Source organism: Methylobacterium sp. E-066 (assembly GCF_022829635.1).
In the GTDB taxonomy this organism is placed as follows: domain Bacteria; phylum Pseudomonadota; class Alphaproteobacteria; order Rhizobiales; family Beijerinckiaceae; genus Methylobacterium.
Map to the genome: position 1 here is coordinate 1 of NZ_JAKSYO010000115.1, position 23,199 is coordinate 23,199.

19 protein-coding genes and 1 tRNA gene are annotated in these 23,199 nt (G+C 69.9%); 8 read left to right on the forward strand and 12 right to left on the reverse strand.

The window, feature by feature from the left end:
* Positions 1-370: 370 nt before the first annotated feature.
* The 4 genes from MKL20_RS16420 to MKL20_RS16435 all read right to left on the reverse strand — a co-directional run bounded on the left by MKL20_RS16420 (position 371) and on the right by MKL20_RS16435 (position 4,299).
* Entirely contained in the window at positions 371-1,900 is a 1,530-nt protein-coding gene (locus MKL20_RS16420) for a DUF2336 domain-containing protein (protein WP_244037563.1), read from the reverse strand.
* On the reverse strand, positions 1,897-2,988 hold the full coding sequence (locus tag MKL20_RS16425; RefSeq protein WP_244037675.1) for a lytic transglycosylase domain-containing protein: 1,092 nt from the start codon (positions 2,986-2,988) through the stop codon (positions 1,897-1,899). The genes MKL20_RS16420 and MKL20_RS16425 overlap by 4 nt, the downstream gene beginning before the upstream one ends.
* Before the next feature lie 90 nt (positions 2,989-3,078).
* Positions 3,079-3,708, reverse strand: a complete 630-nt coding sequence (locus MKL20_RS16430) for a flavin reductase family protein (RefSeq protein WP_244037564.1) — start codon at positions 3,706-3,708, stop codon at positions 3,079-3,081.
* Positions 3,709-3,735: 27 nt separating this feature from the next.
* On the reverse strand, positions 3,736-4,299 hold the full coding sequence (locus MKL20_RS16435) for a nitroreductase (protein WP_244037565.1): 564 nt from the start codon (positions 4,297-4,299) through the stop codon (positions 3,736-3,738).
* Between the two features lie 135 nt (positions 4,300-4,434).
* Here MKL20_RS16435 and MKL20_RS16440 point away from each other — a divergent pair, with 135 nt between their 5' ends.
* The gene (locus MKL20_RS16440) at positions 4,435-5,361 is read left to right on the forward strand and encodes a hypothetical protein (RefSeq protein ID WP_244037566.1); all 927 of its coding nucleotides are present in this window, start codon (positions 4,435-4,437) and stop codon (positions 5,359-5,361) included.
* A gap of 7 nt (positions 5,362-5,368) precedes the next feature.
* Here MKL20_RS16440 and MKL20_RS16445 read toward each other — a convergent pair whose 3' ends face one another.
* Positions 5,369-6,238: a DMT family transporter gene (locus tag MKL20_RS16445; protein WP_244037676.1), complete on the reverse strand. Its 870-nt coding sequence runs from the start codon at positions 6,236-6,238 to the stop codon at positions 5,369-5,371.
* Between the two features lie 316 nt (positions 6,239-6,554).
* Here MKL20_RS16445 and MKL20_RS16450 point away from each other — a divergent pair, with 316 nt between their 5' ends.
* The gene (locus MKL20_RS16450) at positions 6,555-6,953 is read left to right on the forward strand and encodes a PRC-barrel domain-containing protein (protein WP_243970258.1); all 399 of its coding nucleotides are present in this window, start codon (positions 6,555-6,557) and stop codon (positions 6,951-6,953) included.
* A 220-nt stretch (positions 6,954-7,173) separates the two neighbouring features.
* Here MKL20_RS16450 and MKL20_RS16455 read toward each other — a convergent pair whose 3' ends face one another.
* Entirely contained in the window at positions 7,174-7,425 is a 252-nt protein-coding gene (locus MKL20_RS16455) for a hypothetical protein (RefSeq protein WP_244037567.1), read from the reverse strand.
* A 286-nt stretch (positions 7,426-7,711) separates the two neighbouring features.
* Between MKL20_RS16455 and MKL20_RS16460 the strand changes: the two genes are divergently transcribed.
* The 3 genes from MKL20_RS16460 (at position 7,712) to MKL20_RS16470 (ending at position 9,796) form a co-directional block, all read left to right on the forward strand.
* The gene (locus tag MKL20_RS16460) at positions 7,712-8,188 is read left to right on the forward strand and encodes a DUF2231 domain-containing protein (protein ID WP_409568160.1); all 477 of its coding nucleotides are present in this window, start codon (positions 7,712-7,714) and stop codon (positions 8,186-8,188) included.
* The gene (locus MKL20_RS16465) at positions 8,185-9,528 is read left to right on the forward strand and encodes a PQQ-dependent sugar dehydrogenase (protein ID WP_244037569.1); all 1,344 of its coding nucleotides are present in this window, start codon (positions 8,185-8,187) and stop codon (positions 9,526-9,528) included. The genes MKL20_RS16460 and MKL20_RS16465 overlap by 4 nt, the downstream gene beginning before the upstream one ends.
* 70 nt (positions 9,529-9,598) lie before the next feature.
* Entirely contained in the window at positions 9,599-9,796 is a 198-nt protein-coding gene (locus MKL20_RS16470; RefSeq protein ID WP_244037677.1) for a hypothetical protein, read from the forward strand.
* 724 nt (positions 9,797-10,520) lie between these two features.
* On the opposite strand, the gene MKL20_RS16475 is transcribed toward MKL20_RS16470, so the two are convergent.
* The 4 genes from MKL20_RS16475 to MKL20_RS16490 form a co-directional block, all read right to left on the reverse strand.
* Complete coding sequence (locus tag MKL20_RS16475) at positions 10,521-11,489, reverse strand: helix-turn-helix domain-containing protein (protein ID WP_244037570.1); 969 nt, start codon at positions 11,487-11,489, stop codon at positions 10,521-10,523.
* A gap of 578 nt (positions 11,490-12,067) precedes the next feature.
* The gene (locus MKL20_RS16480) at positions 12,068-12,730 is read right to left on the reverse strand and encodes a hypothetical protein (RefSeq protein WP_243970269.1); all 663 of its coding nucleotides are present in this window, start codon (positions 12,728-12,730) and stop codon (positions 12,068-12,070) included.
* A 268-nt stretch (positions 12,731-12,998) separates the two neighbouring features.
* Positions 12,999-13,074 (reverse strand) — tRNA-Lys (locus tag MKL20_RS16485).
* Positions 13,075-13,177: 103 nt separating this feature from the next.
* Entirely contained in the window at positions 13,178-14,746 is a 1,569-nt protein-coding gene (locus MKL20_RS16490; RefSeq protein WP_244037571.1) for a 2-isopropylmalate synthase, read from the reverse strand.
* A gap of 409 nt (positions 14,747-15,155) precedes the next feature.
* Between MKL20_RS16490 and leuB the strand changes: the two genes are divergently transcribed.
* From leuB to ubiB, 3 genes are all read left to right on the forward strand, one after another.
* Positions 15,156-16,265 carry a 3-isopropylmalate dehydrogenase gene (leuB, locus tag MKL20_RS16495; protein WP_244037572.1) on the forward strand — a complete coding sequence of 370 codons (1,110 nt, stop codon included), beginning with the start codon at positions 15,156-15,158 and terminating at the stop codon, positions 16,263-16,265.
* A 188-nt stretch (positions 16,266-16,453) separates the two neighbouring features.
* Positions 16,454-17,236 (forward strand): bifunctional demethylmenaquinone methyltransferase/2-methoxy-6-polyprenyl-1,4-benzoquinol methylase UbiE, encoded by a 783-nt coding sequence (ubiE, locus tag MKL20_RS16500; protein ID WP_243970276.1) that lies wholly within the window; start codon positions 16,454-16,456, stop codon positions 17,234-17,236.
* A gap of 67 nt (positions 17,237-17,303) precedes the next feature.
* Entirely contained in the window at positions 17,304-18,866 is a 1,563-nt protein-coding gene (gene ubiB, locus MKL20_RS16505) for a 2-polyprenylphenol 6-hydroxylase (protein ID WP_244037573.1), read from the forward strand.
* Between the two features lie 77 nt (positions 18,867-18,943).
* Here ubiB and MKL20_RS16510 read toward each other — a convergent pair whose 3' ends face one another.
* The gene (locus MKL20_RS16510; RefSeq protein ID WP_244037574.1) at positions 18,944-21,901 is read right to left on the reverse strand and encodes a response regulator; all 2,958 of its coding nucleotides are present in this window, start codon (positions 21,899-21,901) and stop codon (positions 18,944-18,946) included.
* Positions 21,898-23,130: a cell division protein ZapE gene (gene zapE / locus MKL20_RS16515; protein ID WP_244037575.1), complete on the reverse strand. Its 1,233-nt coding sequence runs from the start codon at positions 23,128-23,130 to the stop codon at positions 21,898-21,900. Before zapE ends, MKL20_RS16510 begins: the two co-directional genes overlap by 4 nt.
* Positions 23,131-23,199: the final 69 nt, after the last annotated feature.

Here is a 23,199-nt window from a genome sequence, read left to right on the forward strand (position 1 = left end):
CGCGGGAACGTGCCCCAGGGTTTCTCGCACATGGCGCTGATCAACGCGGCCCTGCGGCTGGAGGACAGCATCGACCGGTTCGGCTTGGTCGACGCGATCGAGCGGCGGGCGGCCGAATAAGCAAACTCACGGCCGCGTCCCTCGCCCCGTTTGCGCCGAGCGCCGTCCGATCCGTCCAACGGCCTGGACGACGGACGGAGGCTGAAGCTTTTAAGCCGTCATTCCGGGGCGCCGCAGGCGAGCCCGGAATCCAGATCCACCGCCGATGCAGGGCCGTGCGACACCTGCGTTTCTGGGTTCCGGGCTCCGCTTCGCGGCCCCGGAATGACGGAGCGGGTTGTGTAGACCAGCGATGGGTTCCTGGCTTCGGTCAGGCCGCGATCCGGATCACCTCGTCCGACCCCGCATCCGCAGTGTCGCGGCTGGCGCGGAACTGATCCAGCAGGTCGGCCCCGAGCCCGTCGAGGACCTCCTGCATGGCAGCCTGGACCTCCGGATCCTCCTCCTTCGGCTCCGTGCGGTACCAGGCCAGGATCTGCTCGGGCAGCGCATCCAGGATCGCGCCGACCGGGTTGGGCACTTCGGCCACCGCCGGCTCGCCTTGTGTAGCCTCGACCACCACCGGATCGGCGGTCTCGATCGGAGCCGCCGCGACGACTTCGACGGCGTTCTCCGGTTCGGCGAAGGCGGTGCGGCGCTGGCTCTCCAGGGCGGCGCGCCAGGCGGCATCCGTGGCCTCGGCGTCGCGGCGGACGGCTTCCCGGGCCATGGCTTCGGCCGCGATAGCACGGGCGACTTCGCGGGCCTCGTCGCGGGCGGCCTCGGCCTCGTAGCGGGTCAGCAGGGCGACCACCGCGTGCATCTCCGGCGCCGGCAAGTCGGTGCAGGCGTCGATGGCGGATTCGATCATCCGGCGCGACAGGCCGGCGCCGCGCAGGCCGGTCGGTCCGCCGGCTGCTTGCCGCGCGGAAAGGGCCGCCTGCATCGCCGGCAGCAGCGCGTCGGGCAGCCCGGCCTTCCGGTGCAGCTCGGCGAAGGACCGCGGCTCCCGCATGGCCCGGGCGATCCCGACATGATCCTGGCCCGACAGGTCGGCCAGCGCCGCCTGCACGAAGTCGGTCCGGCCCGAGAGCACGGCCCGGAGGATCAGGCCCGCGGTGAGCTGGCGGGTCGTGCGCAGATGCGTCACGAGGCGCGCGACCCCGGCAGCGCCGGATTGATCGCAGGCCTCCAGGGCCACGCGCTCGCCCGCCTCGCGGCGCATCCGGTCGCAGCGCTCGGTGCCGAGCCAGCCGCGGTCTGTGACGAACAGCGACAGGGCTTCGGCCACCGCGAGTCCGATCGCGTAGCGCACCTCCGGCGGCAGGTCGGATCGGCGGAGCAGCGCTTCGCGTAAGTCCGCTTCGTCGCCGCGGCGCTCGATCATGCGCAGCATCCGGCCCGCGGTAATCTTCGCCGTGGGGTTCCCGGCGAGCACCACCAGGGTGTCCAGCTCGCCGATCTCGGCCAGAGCTCCCGAGACCGCGTGCGAGAGATGGTGGCGGGCGGCGATCACGGCCCGGGTGGCCTCGTCGCCCAAAGCCGCGGCATCGACCAGATCCGCGTCGGTCAGCACCGGCGAGCGTGCCAGGACCAGACGCGCTACCTCCGGCACGTCGCAGGACAGGGCGACCACCAGGGGCCGCGGCGTCCGGGCGGAGGCCGCGCAGGTCTCGGCGAGGGCCCGGCGGACCAAGGGCGACGGATCGTCGAGCAGCGACAGCAGCGCGGTCTTGGCCTCCCAGGCCTCGTCGGCGGAGAGGTCGCCGTAGAGGTACGCCCGCGCCAGCGCGGTGGTGGCCTCGGCTCGGCGGCCGGCCGAGGCGTTCTGGGTCCAGGCCAGGAACTCGCGGATGATCATGGGCCGCTCCGGGGGGCGAACAGGCTGGTCCTGGTGCCGGTGGTGGATCCCGCGCCGGCGAGATCGGCCGGGCGGCGGGGCGGCAGCGGCGGGTTGACGAGGGCGAGACCGGCCGGCGTCGGCGCCGGTTCAGCGAGGGCGCCTGTAGTCGCCGGCTCAATCGCGGCAATGCTCGGTGGAGGTTCGGCGCCCGAACGCGGAAAATAGGTCGGCGCGGCGTGCTGGGTCGGCGGCGCCGCGTTGCGGGCCTGCCAGAGTCGCGCCACCGCGTCGGACGCCGCCCCGCGCTGGTCGGTCTGGAACAGGCTGCGCAGGTCGGAGCTGCCGCCGAACGCCGTCGCGGTGCTGGCATAGGCGGTGGCCGCCTGGGTGGCGGGGGCGCCGTCCTGGCGCAGGGCGGTCAGGTCGGTGGCGGCTGCGGCGCCCTGCGCGGCGGCCGACAGGCTGGCATAGAGCTCGGCGGCGCTGCGTGGCCGGCCAGCCCGATCGTAGAACAGGGCCCGGTTGGCGGCGGCCGCCTCCGGCAGGTCGAGGGCGGCGGCCCGGGCCGGGAAGGCGCGGGCGGTCGAGATCAACGCGGCCGCGCCCTTGGCCCCGAGGACATGCGCCGCATAGAGGTCGCCGGATGTCGGGTCGCGCCCGAGGGCCGCGGCGAGCGCGTCGGAATTCTGCTGGGTCAGGGCGCCGGCCAGCGTCGCGGAGATCTTGGGATCGCGCCGCAGATCGAGGATCGCCTGGCGCTGGTCGGCATCCGGGACCGTATAGGTGCCGTCCGGCTGCCGGGTGATCGCGTCCGCATGCGCCTGGAGGCCGAGCTTCGGCCCGGCATTCTTCATCACCCCGAGCCAGGTCTGCTCGATGAACTGGAACAGGCCGGTGGCCGACGAGGTCCCGGCCTTGGCGGCGGGATCGAGGGCGGATTCCCGCCGGGCCGTGGCCAGGAGGTAGTCGAAGCCGACGCCGCTCGCCATCGCGCCGTCGCGGATCGCCTGGACCACTGGCCCGGAGGCGGCCGCGCCCGACGCCGCCCGTCCTTGCGCGGGTGGGCTGCTCTCCGGTGGGCTGGACGGCGTGGTGAACAGGAACATCCGGGCGCGCACGGGGTCTGAGGACACCGTGAACCTGCGCCGCTTATGGTAAACAACTCCTCAATCGACGTTGCGCGGCGATATCCGGTTTCAGGAGCCGGTGAACTCGGCCGCGCCCTTCGGACGGCGCATCTGGAACCGGGTGTCGGCGGTGGCACGGAAGTAATCGAAATAGCCGCCGCGCAGGATCGGATGCATCGCCGCCGTGTCGACCATGCCGTCCGTGACGAAGCGCTCGTCGACGTAGATCGACACCACCTGCCCGATCACCAGAAAGTTCTCGGCCTCAGCCCCGCCGAGCGGCACCAGCGGGACGGTCTGAAGCCAGCGGCATTCGAGGGCGGCGGGCGAGGCCGCCACCCGGGGCGGTCGCACCTTCTGCGAGGGGGCGGTCTCGAGCTTGGCGAAGGCGAACTCGCTCTCGCCCCGCGGCAATGGCGCCGAGGAATCGTTCATCCCGTCGCGCAGATCCCAGGTCGCCAGGCTGCAGACGAACTCGGCCCCCTCCTCGGCGAAGGTCATGGCGTCCTTCCGGCCCGAGGACGAGAACGCCACCATGTTGTCGGCCACCGCATTGAAGAACGAGTACGGCGCGAGATTGAGCTTGCCGTCCCGGCTCATGGCGCTGATCCAGCCGATCGGCCGCGGCGCGACGATCGCCTTCAGCGGGTTGTGCGGCAGGGCGCGCGCCTCGCGCGGGGCTTCGAGATCGTAATGCACGGGTGCGCCTTCTGAGGTCTGTCTCGCTCAGAGATAGGTCACGATCTCGGAAAGACTCGGCCGCGGCCGGTCGGACGGCACCTCGCGCGCCCGGCCGATATGCACGAAGCCGGCGAGCTTTTCGGACGGCGCGAGGCCCAGCGCATCCAGCACCCGGCGGTCGTAGGCGTACCATTCGGTCAGCCAGGACGTGGCGAAGCCGGAGGCATTGGCCGCGATCACGAGATTCATCGTGGCGGCGCCCACCGAGAGCAACTGCTCCCAGTCCGGGATTTTTATATGTGGGCCGGTGCGGGAAACGACCGCGACGGCGACCGGCGCGTGCATCAGGCGGCCGCGTTCCTGGGCCAGCCGCTCGGGGGTCGCCTCGGGATTGTCGGCCAAAAAGGTCGCCGCGATGGTCTCGCCGACCCGTTCCCGGGCCGCCTCGGCGATGACGATGAACCGCCAGGGCGCCAGCTTGCCGTGGTCGGGCACCCGGGAGGCGACGGTCAGGATGGTCTCGAGCTGGGCGCGGTCCGGCCCCGGGCCGTCGAGCAGCAGGGGCGGCACCGAGCGGCGCGTTGTCAGGAGGTCGAGGGTGGCGTTCATGCGTCCTGTCCCGCTGGGAAATCGGCACCCGGATGTGGCATGCAGGGCCCGGCGGTGGAAGAGCGTGCGGCCTTGCCGCCGCCATGGTCCGAAGGCACAGGCGGGCCCGGATACGGCTTGATGAGGATTCGACCGATGCGCACGAGGCTTGCCGCGATGGCGGTGGCAATTCTCCTGCCGGCCCATCTCGTGCCGGCGAACGCGCTCGCGCAGCAGGGCGTGTTCCAGAACCGCCTCGGCGACCCCCTGCCCTCCCCGTCGATCACCAGCCCGAGCCTGCCGCCCAGCATGCCGCCGGCCGAGCCGGAGGCGCAGCTGTCCCTGTCGGCGCTTCTATCCGGGGCGGGCGTGTCCCTGCGCCAGGGGCTGGCTTGGCGGATCTACGAGGATCGCGGCGACGGCACCCGGCCGTCGATCGTCGGCCGCTCCACCGAGGCCGAGCCGAACTTCATCCTCGCCCCCGGCGCCTACGTGGCGACCGTGACCTACGGCTTCGCCAGCGCCTCGAAGCGGATCGTGATGGGCGGCCAGCCGGCCACCGACACCCTCCGGGTCGCGGCCGGCGCCCTGAAGCTCGCCGGGGCCGTCGGCGACCAAAAAATTCCGGCCGCGCAGGTCTCGTTCTCGGTGTTCGTGCCGGTGGGGACCAATTCCGAGGGCCGGCTGGTGCGCTCCGGCATCAAGGCCGGGGAGATCCTGCGTCTGCCGGAGGGCACGTATCACGTGGTCTCGACCTATGGGGAGTCGAACGCGATCCAGCGCGCCGACCTGCGCGTCGAGAACGGCAAGGTCACGGAGGCGACCCTCAACCACCGCGCCGCCACCGTCACCCTCAAGCTGGTCGCTGCCCCCGGGGCCGAGGCCTATGCCGGCACCGCCTTCTCGGTGCTGACGCCCGGCGGCGACACGATCCGCGAGGCGATCGGCGCGTTTCCGCAAGTGACCCTGGCCGAGGGCGACTACGTGCTGATCGCCCGCCATGACGGGCAGGTCTATACCCGCGAGTTCAAGGTCGAGAGCGGGCTCGACCGGGACATCGAGGTGGTGGCCAAGGCCGGTTGAACCCGGTTCAGGCCAGCCGCCGCGCCAGGGCCACGCAGGCGGCGACCAGAATGGCCGCGGCGATCATCGCGGGCTCGATCCGCTCGCCGAGCACCAGGGCGGCGACGCCGAGCCCCAGGAACGGCTGCAGCAACTGAAGCTGCCCGATTGCCGCGATGCCGCCCCGGGCGAGCGCCCGGTACCAGAACACGAACCCGATCAGCATGCTGAACAGGGCCACATAGCCCAGGCCAGCCCAGGCCGGGAGCGGGATCGCGCCGGGATTGGCCGGGCTAAAGACCAGCGCCAGCGGCGGGGAGAGCGGCAGGGACAGGACCGTCGCCCAGGCGATCACCTGCCAGCCGCCGAGCCGCCGCGCCAGGATCCCGCCCTCTGCATAGCCGAGCCCACAGACCAGGATCGCCGCGAGCATGAAGGCGTCCCCCGGTCCCGGCGGCCCGTCGAGCCCGCGGGCGGCGAAGCCCACCGTCACGAGGGCGCCCAGCACCGACAGGACCCAGAAGGCCGCGGACGGGCGCTCGCCCGAGCGCAGGGCGCCGAACAGGGCGGTCGAAAGCGGCAGCAAGCCGACGAAGACGGTCCCGTGTGCTGCGCCGACGGTGCGCAGGGCCAGCGCGGTCAGGAGCGGGAAGCCGACTACGACCCCGACGGCCACGATCGCGAGCGCACCGAGATCGCTCCTCCGCGGCCACGCCTCTCTCAGGATCAGCAGCGCAGCCGCCCCCGCGAGGCCGGCGAGTGCTGCCCGTGCCGCGCTGAGGAACAGCGCATCCATGCCGGTCAGCGCGAGGCGGGTCGCCACCAGGGAGGCGCTGAAGATCGCGACGCCGATCAGCCCGTCGATCCAGGCGCCCGATTGTCGCGTGACGGCACCCAAGCCCGCGCCACCCGGCAACGCCTTCACGACCTCTCCCTGTTTCACAGTCCGTGTCCCCCGGTCATCATCCGGCCGTGACATGCGTCCAGCGGCCGCTTGCCGCCAGGGACGGTTCGGGCGCGGTCCAGCTGAACTGTCCCGGCCGTGGACCCGTACAATCGCTTTGGGCCGTCATGCCGCGCGGAGACCCGGCGATGCCCGCCTGAGGGATCCGATCGGTTCCATGTTCCGGGCATTAACATTTCTGCGCGAGGGCGGAACGATGCGACCGGGCCGGCACTTTCCAGGCGCCCATTCCGGGCCGCTGGAGATCCTTATGCGCCGCCTCGTCCTCGCTACCCTCGCCGCCGCTGTCCTGGCCGGCCCTGCCCTCGCCGCCAACGACACGCCCCCGACGGTGGCCCCCAAGTTCGAGAGCGTGCCGCAGGACGCGGTGCTGAGCTACAACCTGATCGGCCTCAACATCACCGACGCGGCGAACAACACCGTCGGCGAGATCAAGGACCTCGCGATCGTCCATGAGAAGCTCGTCGGCTACATCGTCTCCGTCGGCGGCTTCCTCGGCATGGGCGAGCGCTACGTCGCCGTCGCGCCGTCCTCCGTTGCCCTCGGCTACGATGCCGACGCGAAGAAGTGGAAGGCGATCATCGGCGCCACCAAGGATCAGCTGAAATCCGCGCCGGAGTTCAAGTACGACGGCAAGTTCAAGCGCTGATCTTTGGCCAGGGCTGCCGGCAAGCGGAGTGCCGCCACTGCCGCAGCCCCGGCTCCGCGTGGATTCCCGGTCGTTCGATGACGGGCAGATCGAGACCCAGAAGTGTCGCTGCTCCGGAGGCGACATCGCGCAGCGGCCGGAGGTGCCTGACGCGTCGCGACGGCCAGAATCTCATATCCGAGATCGCGGCCTCGACCCTGTCGCAAGCGCCGGTCGAACGTCAGGACGACGCCCGATCCCCCTGCAGGGCTTCGCGCGCGATCTGGCTGACCAGCGCGTCGCGTTTCGCCTGGCGGAGGATGATGCGGGCCGCCGCCCGGGCATTGGCCGCGCGCAAGGCGGCCTGCGGACCGCCATCGCGCTGCGCTCGGCTGGCGAGCGCGCGAAACCATTTGACGTTGCCGAGCGCGGCTGCCCGGCGGCTGATCGGGCCACCGACATCGAGTGGCTTTTCTACTGTTGCAGCGGCCATTGGCTCAATCCTGGACTGCACGTCGCCGCTTGTCCGCGTATGAGACAAGAAATGGCGATGCTGAGCAGACTCGGCAATAGTGGTGCCGGGCGCTGATCTTAGAAAACGACACAGTTTTCGCGGTTCGACGGTGCGGGGCCGCACGCCGCTCCCTCGCATCGGCCCAGCTTGCCGTAGCGACTCAGCTGGCCGCCCACGTCCCGGCGGCTCGCCCTGTCGCAGGGACACCCTACACGGAACCTTTGCGGCGGCGCGCGGTAGAATCCTCGCTGAACGATGTGATCGTATGACGAGGATCGCTGTGTCCGAAATGTACCCGCGATCGACCGCCAGCATCGCCGGTCATCCCATCCATCCGATGCTTGTGCCGATCCCGATCGTCTGCTTCGTCGGGACCCTCGTGACCGATGTCGCGTATTGGTCGACGGCCAACATGCAATGGGCCAACTTCTCGGTCTGGCTCCTGACCGTCGGGCTGGTCGCCTCCGTGTTCGCGGCGCTGGCCGGCGCGATCGATTTCTTCGGGGATCGGAGCATCCGGCGGCTCAAGCCCGCCTGGATCCACGTGGCCGGCAATGCGGTTGCGCTGTTCCTCGCGATCGTCAACGCCTTCGTGCACAGCCGCGACGCCTACACATCCGTCGTGCCGACGGGCCTGATCCTTTCGGCCCTGGTCGTCCTGATCCTGATGGTCACCGGCTGGAGGGGTGCCGCTTTGATCCATCGTCACCGAGTCGGCGTTCGGCCGGGAGAGCGCGCATGAGCCGGCTTCGTCACCTTCTCGCCGGGGCCGCCCTGCTGCCGCTGCTGGCGGCCTGCGGACCGGATCCGATCGACCCGCAGACGCAGGTCGGGCCGAACCCGCCCCTGCCCGCGCTGCACCAGTACCTGCTGCCGCCGATGCACGTCTCCCGCTCGGTCGGCTGGAAGGACGGCGAGACCCCGCAGGTCGCGGCCGGGTTGCAGGTGAAGGCCCTGGCCACGGGCCTCAAAAGCCCGCGTTCGCTCCTGGTGCTGCCCAACGGCGATATCCTGGTGGCGGAGAGCGGCGGCCCGACCCCGCCGATCAACCGGCCCAAGGAGATCATCATGGGCTGGCTGGAAGGCCTGTCCCATCCGCCGGAGAAGCCGGGCCAGCGCATCACCCTGCTGCGTGATGCCGACGGCGACGGCGTGGCCGAGCTGCGCACGGTCCTGCTCGACACGCTGAACGCGCCCTTCGGCATGGCGCTGGTCGGGGACGACCTCTACGTCGCCAACACCGACGCGGTGATGCGCTACCCCTACAAGCCGGGCACGACGCAGATCACCGAACCTGGCACCAAGCTCACCGAGCTGCCGGCGGGGCGGATCAACCATCACTGGACCAAGAGCCTGACGGCCAGCCCCGATGGGACCAAGCTATATGCGGGCGTCGGCTCGAACAGCAACGTCACCGAGAACGGGATCGACGAGGAGACCGACCGCGCGTCGATCTGGGAGATCGACCGGGTGACCGGCGCCCACCGGCTCTACGCCACCGGCCTGCGCAACCCGAACGGCCTGACCTTCGAGCCGCGGACCAAAGTTCTCTGGTGCGTCGTCAACGAGCGCGACGAGCTCGGACCCGACCTCGTGCCGGATTACATGACGTCGGTGAAGGATGGCGGCTTCTACGGCTGGCCGTACAGCTACTGGGGCCGGAACCTCGATCCGCGGGTGATGCCGCAGCGCCCGGAACTGGTCGCCCAGGCGATCATGCCCGACTATTCGCTGAGCTCCCACGTCGCCCCGCTCGGGATGGCGTTCGCCACCGGCACCGGCCTGCCGCAGAGCTACCGGAGCGGCGCCTTCGTGGCCGAGCATGGCAGCTGGAACCGCGATCCGCTCAACGGCTACAAGGTGGTCTATATCCCGTTCGAGAACGGCAAGCCCGTCGGCAAGGCCCGGGACGTCGTCACCGGCTTCGTCAATGCCGACAATCAGGCGCGCGGCCGGCCGGTCGGCTTGGCGATCGATGCCCAGGGCAGCCTGCTCATCGCCGACGATGCCGGCGGCACGGTGTGGCGCGTGACCGGATCGGGGGCGCGCTCGGAGGCCGGGCCGGCGGCGATCATCCGTTGATCCGTGTGGAGGCGCCGCGAAAAGCCTCTGGCCGAACCAGAATCATAACCCGGAGGGTCATGCCGTGACGATGTCGACTCGTTCACCCACCGCGATCAGCGACGAGGGGCGCCACGCCCGGGATCGCGGGGATCCGATCACGGCCAACCCGTATCCGGAGAATTCGGACGCTCACGCCACCTGGGAGCGCGGCTACCGGATTCCCGATCGCGAGGGGCAGGAGCAGGCCGCCGGCTCGGCGATCGACGGGGCCGATCAAGGATCGTGATCGTCGTTCGGACCGCCGGCATGTCCGGCGATGTCGTTGCGGGTGCTCTCGCTACGGCGTGGGGGCTGAAGGATCCTCGAGAGGCCGTTCATCGCCCGGTGCGATGAGCGGGGCCGCATTCCCGAAGCCGCTGATGACGTCCGCGACAAGATCATCGAGCGCGTCGGCGACCCATGTGGCGCCGGTCATGACTGAATTCATGAGCCTGTGCATCGCCAACTCCCCGGATGCGGAGCGTTCATTTTCAGAGGCGACGGGGCGTCGGGTTACCGGGCGCTCCGTCGCCGGGATCTGCCGACATCAGGCGAAGTGGGCCGGCAGGGCGAGGCTCATGGCCTGGACATAGGTGCTGGCCAGGATCGCGACGGTGGCGAGCGTCGCGGCGGCAGCGAGGGTGAGGCGGGCAGCGAGGGTCATCGGAAGTCTCCATCAGGTCCGCGACTGTGTTCGCGGTGTGACCCTGATGTATGCCCAAGCTTTCAGGATGGGCGTGCTCCGGCACACCTGGGACGTGACCTGATGGTTTCGCGTCAGGCGCGTCTCGATATCCGCGTTCAGGCCGCGCGCGGTGGCGAGATGCGCGGACCGCCGCGACTGCGCGCGGATACCGCCCCCAGGACCTGGCTCGCCGCTCGGTCTCCTCCGCGGCGCCCGCCACGCCGGCGATGGTGCCGGTCACCGCCCCGGCCCAACCTCGAACGAGCCGCCACGGCCCGGTCGAGGCTCAAGCTTTTGGATCGGCCGCGTCGGCCAGATGCCGGAAGTCGCTCGGCGCCATCCCGTATCGGTCCCTGAACCGGCGGGAAAAATGGGCTTGGCTGGCAAAGCCGCAGCCGAAGGCCAGAACGCCAATGGAAAGATGGCGGCAGCCTTGGTCGGTCAGACGCTTGGCTGCAGTCTCCAGGCGACGTTGCCAGATCCAGTCCGAAATGTGCTGACCCTGTTCTTTGAAAAGTTCCTGGAGCCGGCGCAGAGAAACCCCCACTGCCGTCGCCAGTTTGGGCGGATCGAGGGAGGAGTCGCCCAGGTGCGCCTCGACGTAGGCCTTGGCGCGTTGGACCACGACGGTGCCGTGCAAGGGCTTGGGCACTTCCTTGGCCAGGCGTTCGGCGACGCTGGCCGCGATCAGGTCCACGGCGATCGCCGACATCCGCTTGGCCGCATCGGGCGTGAAGGCGTTCTCGACCCGCAGCAGCGTATCCAGGAACGTCGTCACCAGCTTGGCGCTGCCGAGATCCGCTCCGACGGTGAGGGCCGAGAAGTGGCGCGCGTCGCCGAGAAGGTTCTCCAAGCGAGCGCGCGGAATTTCCAGGAGCAGGGATCGGGACGATCCGGACGTCTGCCGGACGGATGGATTGGCCCGATCCAGAACCATGATTTCGCCGGGCTGCACAGTGGCCTGGCGTCCGAACTGCTCGCAACTCGACGTGCCGGACAGCTTGATCGTGACGGCCAGCGTGTCCCGCTTGGCGTTCCGACGCAGCGTGCTCGGTGTCGACTCGACGCGGACGGCGCTGAACGTCGAACGGGTGATCAGCAGCGATCCGAGATCGGTACCTTCGAACAGGCCACGAAATACACCATCATCGACCCGGTACAGCTCGGCCGGCATAAGTCGATCGCGAGCGAAATCTCTCCAAAGTTGGAAATTCGTTTCCGCCTGTTCTCCGAGGGTCGAAAAAATGGTCTTCATCGAGGTGAAGGTCGATCCGTTATTTCAAACTCAGGATCGGTGGATTATCTCTCGCCTTCCCTGGAAATGGTAGCGCTGACAGGGTAGGTTGTAAATTAAAAGTTGCAGCGAGATATTTCTTCAACCATTGATTTTTTCTATTGTTAGACTGAATTAATGATGTGAATATAGAGCTTATTAGAGATATCTTCGTTAATTGAAGTCGCTATTTTTATATGAGTTAAAATGCCGCGGCGAACGATCGCGTCATCCGCAGATCTGGATCGCGCATGACCTCGACGCCCATTGCCGGCTTCATAAAATGTGTTTCGTAGAGGCGATGACGGCTTCGGCGGCTTTCCGATCTGCATCGCGCTCTTACAGTCCTGCGGGCTTGGGCGGCGGTGATGCGGGTTTCGCCGATTCCGAAGGTGCCCACTTCTCTGGTCTCCCTCAGGCGCGGCGGGTTTTTCGAGGCCGGCCCCCGCGATGGGCTACGCTGTCGGCCGGATCGCCGCAGAGGGCGCGGCGCCGACGAGCGAGCGGTTTTGATGGGCGAGGAACCCAGATGTCGCCCGCGGCCCTTGGGGAACGCCCGATCAATCGGCGATCGGCGGACCGGTATCGTCCGGCGCCTCTTGCGGCGCTGGCCGGGGTTTCCGGGCCGGCTTGACCGGTTGGACGGCTCGGGCCTGCGGCGGTGCTGGGCTGACGGACCGCTGCGGCGGGCTCGGTGGCCGCTCGATCCGGGCTCTGTTCGGGGCACCGGCCCGTTGACCGGCAGGGGCGGCGGACGGCTCGGCTGCCGGACCGGTCCGGGCCGGCGGCGTCGCGATGGCGGCCCGGTTGTGCTGCGGCGATCGCGGCGGCGTCCGGCCCGCTGCGGCCGCAGGTCCCCCCTGCCCCGGCACCGGCACGGCCGCTGCCGGGCCGGCGGCGGCTGCACTCTGCGGGACGACCTCACAATGCTGGCTGCAATTGCTGACGACCGCTTCGACGGTCTTGCCGTCGATCGTCGCGGAGACGATGCACCGGGCCGGATGGTAGATCAGCTCGTACTGGAACGTGCCCTTGTCATCCGACTCGGTGCGGAATCTGTTCTCCAGCACCACGGGCCTGCGCGGACCCTCCGTCGTCCCGACGATGTAGAGCCGGCCCGTCGCGATCGCCGCGACGGTGATCTCCGATCCCGCCCACGCGGACCCGCACGTCACCAGGGCGCCAACCCCGGCCGCGGCGACAATCGAGGCGAAACGAACCAATCGACACATCTCCGCATTCTGCCGTCGACATGCGACGGCTAGATCATATTCAGGCGGAGATAGTTACGACATCTAGATTGATCAGGCGATAGCAATTATCCTCGGCCCTATCGCACAAGTTTTGATTTCGTTGTGCATGAGCGCGGCCGCGGCGATGGCCGCGCCGGCATCCAGCATCATGCCACCGGAGACGGGGCACGAAAACGACCCACACGGCACACCGGTACAAGTCGAGGGCTGAATTTCTAAGGGAGGTCTTCGAGGATCTTGGTGGGCGCACTAGGGTTCGAACCTAGGACCCGCTGATTAAGAGTCAGCTGCTCTACCAACTGAGCTATGCGCCCGATCGCGTCTGCGATCCGCCCCGGCGGCCACCAAGTCCGTCCGGGGTGGCGGGCTGATACCAACGCATCCGGGGGCTGTCCACCCCCGGACGCAGGTTTTTTGCTATTCCGCCGCCGCGTGCTGTGCATGAACCCGCACCGCGTGGGCCGCGAGCTTGTTCAGGGCCGAGAGATACGCCTTGGCCGAGGCCACCAGCGTGTCCGGATCGGCACCGCGGGCAGTGACGCTGCGCTCGCCGTCGCGCAGGCGCACCGAGACCTCGGCCTGGGCGTCCGTGCCGCCGGAGACGGCCTGGACCTGGTACAGCTCCAGCTCGGCCTTGTGCGGCACCAGGGCGGTGATCGCGTTGAACACGGCATCCACCGGCCCGTTGCCGTCCGCCTCCTCGATCCGCGTTCCGGTCTCGTCGGCGATGCGCAGGGTCGCGCGCTGCGGCCCCCGTGTGCCGGCGATGACCGAGAGCGACACCAGCCGAATCCGGTCGTGCGCCGTGGCGAGGTTCTCGTCGACCAGCGCCTCGATATCCTCGTCGTAGACGTGCTTCTTCCGGTCGGCCAACGCCTTGAACCGCTCGAACGCGTCCTGGAACTGGTTGTCGGACAGGTGCAGGCCGAGGTCGTCGAGCTTGGAGCGGAACGCCGCCCGGCCCGAGTGCTTGCCCATCACCAGGGAGGTCTTGCTCAGGCCGACCGAGGCCGGGGTCATGATCTCGTAGGTCTCGGCGTTCTTGAGCATGCCGTCCTGGTGGATGCCGCTCTCGTGCGCGAAGGCGTTGCGGCCGACGATCGCCTTGTTGAACTGCACCGGGAAGTTGGTGGCGTGGCTCACCAGCTTCGAGGCGCGGGTCAGCATGGTCGATTCGATGCCGGTCTCGTAGGGCAGCACGTCCGCGCGGGTGCGCAGCGCCATGACGATCTCCTCGAGCGCGGCGTTGCCGGCCCGCTCGCCGATACCGTTGATCGTGCACTCGACCTGCCGGGCGCCGCCCTCGATGCCGGCGAGCGAGTTGGCGATCGCGAGGCCGAGATCGTTGTGGCAGTGGACCGAAAAGACCGCCTGGTCGGCGTTCGGCACCCGCTCGCGCACCGACGCGAACATGTCGCGGTACTCGGCGGGCGTGGCGTAGCCCACCGTGTCGGGCAGGTTGATCGTGGTGGCGCCGGCTTTGATCGCGGCCTCGACGCAGCGGCACAGGTAGTCGATTGGCGTGCGGGTCGCGTCCATGGCCGACCATTCCACGTCCTCGACGAGGTCGCGGGCCTGGGCCACGGTCTTCAGGATGATCTCGAGGACCTCGTCCTGGCTCTTGCGCATCTGGTGCGCGAGGTGGATCGGCGAGGTCGACACGAAGGTGTGGATCCGCCCGCGCTGGGCATGCCGCACCGCCTCGCCGGCCCGGGCGATATCGGCCGGGATGGCCCGGGCGAGACCCGCGATCGTGGCGCGCTTGGTGCGCCGGGCGATCTCCGACACAGCCTCGAAATCGCCGATCGAGGCGATCGGGAAGCCGGCCTCGATGATGTCGACGCCCATCGTGTCGAGCAGTTCGGCCACCGCGAGCTTCTCGTCGTGGGTCATGGTGGCGCCGGGGCACTGCTCGCCGTCGCGCAAGGTCGTGTCGAAGATGACGATGCGTTCGCGGGCGGTGGTGCTGCTGGTGGTCGTGGTCATGGCTTTACCCTGTCGCGGGCCGCCCGGCGGAAGGCTCGGGGCGGCGGGGAGCCCAAAAGGGGCGAGGTTCGCGAGTTCAAAAAATCCCCTGAAGGCCCAGGCGCGCGCGCCCGGACGGCCCTCAGGGGCGGGTAAGCAGAAGCGGAAGGAGAAGCCCGGCACGACGCGCGCGCGACCGCAGCGCCGGCGAGGCGGCGTGGGCGGTCTCGGTCGCTGAGCCGGCTCTGGCCAAGGCTCGTCTCTCCCGGGTGAGGCGCGGACGGCGTGATGCAGCATCCGCGCGGTGGGCGGCAGAGGTAGCGCCCGCGTTGCGGAAACACAAGGCCCGGTTCCGACCGCGACCTTGCCAAGCGCGGTTCGCCCTCGATAAAGCCCGCCGGCACGTCGAGAGAGAACCCGCGAGACCGCCATGGCCAGCTACAAGCTCCTGCTCCTGCCCGGCGACGGGATCGGCCCGGAGGTCGCGGGCGGCATGCAGGTCGTGCTCGGCGCCCTCAAGGAGACCGGCCTCGCCACGTTCGAGACCGAGACGGATCTCGTCGGCGGCTGCGCCCTCGACGCCCATGGCAGCCCGCTCTCGGACGAGACCCTGGCGCGCGCCCGCGCCGCGGACGCGATCCTGCTCGGCGCGGTGGGCGGCCCGAAATGGGCGGGCGTCGCCTACGAGAGCCGCCCCGAGGCCGGCCTGCTGCGCCTGCGCAAGGATCTGGAGCTGTTCGCCAACCTGCGGCCGGCGATCTGCTACCCGGCTCTGGCCGACGCCTCCGCGCTCAAGCGCGAGCTGGTCGAGGGCCTCGACATCATGATCGTCCGGGAGCTGACCGGCGGCGTCTATTTCGGCGAGCCCAAGGAGATCACCACCCTGCCGGACGGCTCCAAGCGGGCGGTGGACACACAGGTCTACACCACGAGCGAGATCGAGCGGATCGCGCATGTCGCCTTCGATCTGGCGGGCAAGCGCTCCGGCCGCGTCGCCTCGGCCGAGAAGCACAACGTGATGAAGTCCGGCGTCCTGTGGAAGGAGGTCGTCACCAAGGTCCATGCCGAGCATTATGCCAGCATCGAGCTGGAGCACGTGCTCGCCGACAATTGCGCCATGCAGCTGGTGCGCCGGCCGAAGCAGTTCGACGTGCTGGTGACCGACAACCTGTTCGGCGACGTGCTGTCCGACCTCGCCGCGATGCTCACCGGCTCGCTCGGCATGCTGCCCTCGGCCTCCCTGGGGGCGGTGGATGACAGCGGCGTGCGCCGGGCGCTCTACGAGCCCTGCCACGGCTCGGCCCCGGACATCGCCGGCCAGGACAAGGCGAATCCGATCGCGATGATCGGCTCGCTGACCATGTGCCTGCGCTACTCGTTCGGCCTCGGCGAGGCCGCCGACGCGCTGGACGGTGCCGTCATGGATGCGCTGGCGAGCGGCGCGCGCACCGCCGACATCGCAGGCGAGGGTACGAACCCGATCGGCACCCGCGCCATGGCGAACGCCGTGGCCGATGCGCTGCGCGCCCGCGTCGGCTGAGGATCCGTCACCGCCCGCGTGTTAGGACGCATGGCGGATGGGCGCAGCCTTCGCTATGACGCACGGGCTTTAGAGCGCTCGCCGCCGAAGTGGATACCGGTTCGGCGTCAGCGAGCGCGTCACATCAAGAACTTGGAGCCGTTCCCGAGCGCAACGCGATCGGGAACGGCTCTCGGAACGGGAGCGTCATGAAGGCCGGGGACGGGGCGACGGAGCGCGAGGGCGCGGATTTCGGCTTCGAGCGCGTGTCGCTCGACGAGAAGCAGGGGCGCGTCGACAGCGTCTTCCACTCGGTTGCCCGCCGCTACGACGTCATGAACGACCTGATGTCGGCGGGCCTGCACCGGGCCTGGAAGGCGCAGCTCGTCTCGATGCTGCGGCCGCCGCAGGGCCGGCCGTTCGCGCATCTCGACGTGGCCGGCGGCACCGGCGACGTGGCGTTCCGGGTGCTCGCTGCGGGTGGCCCGAAGACGCGGGTTACGGTGCTCGACATCAACGAATCGATGCTGCGCGTCGGCGCCGAGCGAGCCAAGGAGAAGGTCGAGGGCGCGGGCGACCGGATCGCCTTCGTGACCGGCAATGCCGAGAGCCTGCCCCTGCCGGACGCCGCCTTCGACGCCTACACGATCGCCTTCGGCATCCGGAACGTGCCGCGGATCGAGACCGCGCTCGCCGAGGCGCGCCGGGTGCTCAAGCCCGGCGGCCGGTTCCTGTGCCTCGAATTCTCCGCCGTCGACATCCCGCTGCTCGACAGGATCTACGACGCCTATTCCTTCCACGTGATCCCGCGGATCGGCGCTCGCGTCGCCGGGGATGCCGAATCCTACCGGTACCTCGTCGAATCGATCCGGAAATTCCCGACCCGGGGCGCGTTCAGCGGCATGATCGAGCGCGCCGGCTTCCGCCACGTCACCGACCGGCCGCTGTCCGGCGGGATCGTGGCGATCCATTCCGGCTGGAAGGTCTCCTGATCTTGGCCGGTGCACGCGATCTCCCCCCCTCCCCCGCAGAGGGGGGCGGGAACGTCTCGGCGCGTCGATGATCGGCGCCGCGATCAACCTGTTCCGCGGCGCCCGGGTCGGCTTCGTCCTGGCGCGCGAGGGCGCGCTCGCCCTCGTCGATCCCTCCGAGCTCCCCGCGCATCTGCGCTTCGCCCTGAAGCTCGGACGGTCCCTGGAGCGCCGGGGTCTGGATGACGGCGCCGCCGGTCTGTCGTCCGCCCTGACACGGCTTGGCCCGTCCTACGTGAAATTCGGCCAGTTCCTGGCGACCCGGCCCGACATCGTCGGCATGCGGGCGGCCTTCGACCTGGAGCGGCTGCAGGACCGGGTGCCGCCCTTCCCGCAGGAGACCGCCCTGAAGGTGGTCGAGGCCGCGCTCGGCAAGCCGGTGCACACGCTGTTCGTCTCGTTCAGCGAGCCGATCGCCGCCGCCTCGATCGCGCAGGTCCACAAGGCGGTCGTGCAGGATGCCGACGGCACGCAGCGGGCGCTCGCCGTGAAGGTGATGCGGCCGGGCGTCCGCGAGCGGTTCATGCGCGACCTCGAAGTCATGCGCTTCATGGCCCGGGTGGTGCACGCGCTCTCGCCGCAGGCCGAGCGGCTGCGCCCGCGCGAGGTGGTGGAGATTCTCGCCCGCTCCGTGATGATGGAGATGGATTTCCGCCTGGAGGCGGCCGCCGCCTCAGAGATCGCCGAGAACACCAAGGGCGACCTCGATTTCCGCGTGCCCAAGCCCGAATGGGAGCTGACCGCCCGGGAAGTGCTGTCCGCCGAGTGGATCGAGGGCGTGCGCCTGCACAGCGCGGCCGAACTCGCCGCCGCCGGCCACGACCCGCAGGCGATCGGGCGCACCGTGATCCAGAGCTTCTTGCGGCAAGCGATCCGGGACGGCTTCTTCCACGCCGACATGCACCAGGGGAACCTGCTGGTCGATGCCGAGGGGCGGCTCGTCGCCGTGGATTTCGGCATCATGGGTCGGCTCGGCCTGAACGAGCGCCGATTCCTCGCCGAGATCCTGCTCGGCTTCATCCTGCGCGACTACCGCCGGGTGGCGAAGGTGCATTTCGAGGCCGGCTACGTGCCGGCGCACCATTCGGTGGAGGATTTCGCGCAGGCGATCCGGGCGATCGGCGAGCCGATCCACCAGCGCCGGGCCGACGAGATTTCGATGTCCAAGGTGCTGACCTTGCTGTTCGACATCACCGCCCTGTTCGACATGAGCACGCGGACCGAGCTGGTGATGCTGCAGAAGACCATGGTGGTGGTTGAGGGCGTGGCCCGCTCGCTCGATCCGCGCCTCGACATGTGGACCACCGCCGAGCCGGTGGTGCGCAGCTGGATCACCAAGAATGCCGGCCCGCTCGGGCGTGCCCAGAGCGGCTTCGAGGCGCTGCGGGTGCTGTCCGACGTGGTCGGCGACATTCCCGACCTCGCGACCCGGCTCAAGCGCGTGCTGGTCCGCCTCGACGAGGCCGGGACGGGCGACGCGCGGCGTCTGGAGCACTTCGCCCGCAGCGAGGGCCGGCGCGCGCTCTGGTCGACCCTGGCGCTTTGGGGCATCGCGGTCGGGGCGCTGGTGCTGGCGTTCCGGGGGATCTGACAGCCAGGATCGCCCGCGGCCCCCGGCCGGCATCGTCCCAAGAGCCGGCCTCCCCCGCTCGGGGATGATGCGCGGCGTCAGCCCACCTCCGCATGCCCCGGCATCAGCGCTCGCAACTCGCGGGCGAGCTCGCTCAAGCCCGTCGTGCCCTTGGCGAGCACCCGGTCGGCCTGGCCGGCGAGGCGGCGGCGGTCCTCGGCGGTGATGTCCTTGGCGGTGAGCACCACCACGGGGATGTCCCGCCAGCCCGGCCGGGCGCGCAAGGCCCGCAGGAAGCCGAACCCGTCCATCTCCGGCATCATCAGGTCGAGCAGGACCAGGCAGGGGCGCTCCGCCTCCAGGGTTTCCAGGGCGCGCAGGCCGTTCTCGGCCTCGACCACCGGGAAACCCTCGCGGCCGAGATAGGCGCAGACATGGGCGCGCACGTCCGCCTCGTCCTCGACCACCAGGATCGGACCGTCCGTGGTGACCGGCCGGAACCGGTCGATGACATGGCGCAGGCTGCCCCAGTCGATCGGCTTCTGAAGATAGTCCGTGGCCCCCAGCGAGAAGGCGAGGTTCTGCTCGTCCAGCACCGTCACCATCACGATCGGCGTCGCGCCGACCTCGGGATCCGCCCGGAGGGCGCGCAGCACCGCCCAGCCGTCCATCTGCGGCATGGTCACGTCGAGGAGCACCGCCCGGGGGCGCAGGGACTTGGCCAGTTCCAGACCCCGGCGGCCGTCCTCGGCCACCGCAACGGAGAATCCTTCGCGCTCCAGGAAGCGGGCGAGGAGGTCCCGGGTCGCGGCATCGTCGTCGACCACCAGGATCGTCCTGCGATCGCCCGGGGTATCGCCGGGCGTCTGCGCGTGCTCGGCCTCCGGGCCCCGGAACTGCACCGGCAGCGTCAGCGTGAAGGTGGTCCCCTGCCCTTCCCGGCTCTCCACCACGATGGCGCCGCCGAGCATCTCCGAGAAGGCCCGGGTGATCGACAGACCGAGCCCGGTGCCGCCGAAGCGCCGTGTGGTCGAGGCGTCGGCCTGGGTGAAGCGCTCGAACAGCCGCCCGACCTGCTCGTCGCTCATGCCGATGCCGGTATCCGCCACCGTGAAGCGCAGAGCCTCGGCGGTGCGGGTGACGCCGAGTGTGATCCGGCCGTTCTCGGTGAACTTCGCGGCGTTGCTCAAGAGGTTGATCAGGCACTGGCGCAGCTTGGTCACGTCGGTATGGGCCCGGCCGACATCCTCGGCCAGCTCCAGGGCCAGGGCGTTGCCCTTCTTGGCGATCAGGCCCTCGACGGTGGCGGCCACGTCGCGGACCACCTCGGCCACGTCGAAATCCTCCGCATAGATCTCGACCCGGTCGGCCTCGATCTTCGAAATATCGAGCACGTCGTTGATCAGGCCGAGGAGATGACGCGCATTGGACTCGATCTTCTTCATGTCGGCGATCAGGTCGGCTTCGCCGAGATCCTCCAGCTCCTCCTGGACCATCTCGGAATAGCCGATCACCGCCGAGAGCGGCGTGCGCAGCTCGTGGCTCATATTGGCCAGGAACTGGCTCTTGGCCTCGTTGGCCGCCTCGGCCGCCGCGCGGGCCGCTTCGATGGCCGCTTCCGCCTCCTTGCGCTCGGTGATGTCGGTGTGGGTGCCGACCCATTCGCGCAAGGTCCCGTCCGCTTCGAGGATCGGGACCGCGCGCACGCTCATGTGGCGGTAGACGCCGGAGCGGGCGCGCAGCCGGTGCTCGGTGGCGTAGGGCGTCAGGGTCGACACCGCCCGGGACCAGTCGGCCTGGGTGTGGGCGCGGTCGTCCGGGTGGATCACGTCGAGGAAGCCGAGGCCGGCATAGGTGGCCTCGTCCTGGCCGGTGAAGCGGCTCCAGGCGGTCTGGCGCCGGTGCAGGCTTCCCTCCGGGTTGGCGGTCCAGACGATCGCCGCGCTGGCCTCGATCAGCGAGCGGAAGCGCTCCTCGCTGCGCCGGGTCCGCATCTCGGCCAGATGTCGGATCGTGTCGTCGACCACGACCAGGCCGACGCCCTCCACGTCCTGGCCGCTGTCGGGCGACGTGCCCTCGCCGCGCAGGGGATAGAAACTCATCGAGAACTGGCGCACGCCGCCGGGGGCGGAGGGTGTCGGCACCGCCACCGGCACGTTCGGCGAGACCAGACCCGCTTCGAGGGCCGCGGCAAGCTTGGGCGCCAGCGCCTCGCGCAGGGTCGGGAGCATCGCCCAGATCGGCGCGCCGAGATCGGCCCCGAAGCCGCGCTCGCTCATGGTGGCGAGCGCCCGGTTCATGTGGCGGATCTTCAGGTCCCGATCGAGGAAGCCGAGGCCCACGGGCGCGTTGGCGAGCACGCCGTCGAGCAGGCGCGACATGCGCAGGGATTCCTGCCGCCGCACCAGGGCGAGGCGGGCGAGCAGCACGATCGCGCCGAGCGCCGCCGCACCGGAGAGCAGGAACAGGATCAGCCCGCGCCAGCGCTCCCGAACCTGCACGTCGGCGAGGTGCTGGGCCGTCATTGCCTGGCGGGCGGCGGCCTCCATGCGGATCGCGTCCATGAGACGCTTGCCCTCGCCGGTGCGCACGAGGTCTGTGGCCGCGTCGAAGCCCCGTTCCCGGCGCGCCGCGACCACCCGGGTGGCGAAGTCGCGCTTCTGCGCCACCAGCCCGGCGAGCGACGGGCCGCCGGCGCGCACCGGCTCCTGCGCGGTCGAGCCGAGGCCGGCAAGCTCGGTCTCGATCTTGCCGAGCGCGAGGGTGTAGGGCGTCAGGTAATCCTCGCTGCCGACCAGCACGAAGCCGCGCTCCCCGGTCTCCAGGTCCTTGACCTCGGAGAGCAGGCGCTCGACCCCCGCGATCGTGGCGTTGGCCTGCGCGGTGGCGGCCCGGTCGGCCTCCCCGGCGATGTAGTTGGCGGTGCCGGCCGCGAGCGCCACGACCAGCAGGACGAAGGCGGCCGGCGAGCCGAGCAGCGGCCCCAGCGGGCCGGCACCGCGCCAGTTCGGGCGCCGCAGGCGAAAGATCGATCCGACTCCCGGGCGGCTGCTCACGTCTCCACCAGCCCGGTGCTGGCGCCCGAAGCCTCGGAATCGGCCCGCCCATGCGGCAGGGCGAGGTATTCGCGCGAGCGCATCTCGATCAGGCGGGAGACCGTCCGGTCGAACTCGAACGCTTCCCGGCCGGTCTCGGCCACGTAGAGATCCTGCGCCTCGGCAGCCGCCGACGCCACCAGCTTCACGTGCCGGTCGTAGAGGGTGTCCACCAGAGTGATGAAGCGCTTGGCCTCGTTGCGCTCGGCCTCCTGCATCACCGGGATCCCGTCGAGGATCACCGTGTGGAAGGCCCGCGCCAGGGCCATGTAGTCCGAGGCCCCGAGCGGCTTGCGGCAGAGGTCGTCGAAGCCGAAGCGGGCGACACCGTTCGCCTCCTCCGGAATCGCCACGTCCCGGCCATGGACCTGGATCGTGGCCGGGCGGCCCTTGGCCTTGCCGGTCAGCCCCTTGAACGCGGCGTCCAGGGCCGTCCGGGCGGCCTCGTCCGCCGGGACGTGGTAGACGGCCGCGCCGCCGAGCTTCTCCAGGCGGAAATCGGTGCGCGAATCGAGGCGCACGACCTCGACCCGCTCCTTCAGGGTCGCGACGAACGGCAGGAACAGCGCCCGGTTGAGGCCGCCCTCGTAGAGCCGGTCGGGCTCGACGTTCGAGGTCGCCACCACGGTGACGCCGCGCCGGAACAGATGGCCGAACAGGCGGCCGAGGATCATCGCGTCGGCGATGTCGGTCACCGTGAACTCGTCGAAGCACAGCAGGGTCGCCTCGTCGGCGAGTTGGTCCGCCACCGGGCCGATCGGATCGTCGCCCTTCACGGTGCCGGCTTTTAGCGCCTGCCGGTAGGCGTGGATGCGCTCATGCGCGTCCGCCAGGAAGCCGTGGAAATGGACCCGCCGCTTCGGCGCCGGCGCGGCGTCGTGGAACAGGTCCATCAGCATGGTCTTGCCGCGCCCGACCGAGCCCCAGATGTAGAGCCCCTTGGGCGCCTCGGCCTCGTCCTTGCGCCGGAACAACCAGCCGAGCGCGCTGGTCTTGCTGGCACGCTTGCGCCGCCCGAGGTCCTGGAGCAGCCGGTCGAGGGCACGCACCAGCTGCGCCTGGGCGGGATCGCGCTCGATCGCGCCGGTGGCGACCAGGGCCTCGTAACGCTCATGGACCGGGCCGGGCGACACGGCGCTGGCCCGCGCCTCCGCGGATGGCGCGTGTTGCTTCCCGGATTGCTCGCTCACGCCGCCGGTCCCCTGCAGCTCCGCATGGCGCCTGACCGGCACCCCCCGCGCCCGATCGACCGTTCCCGA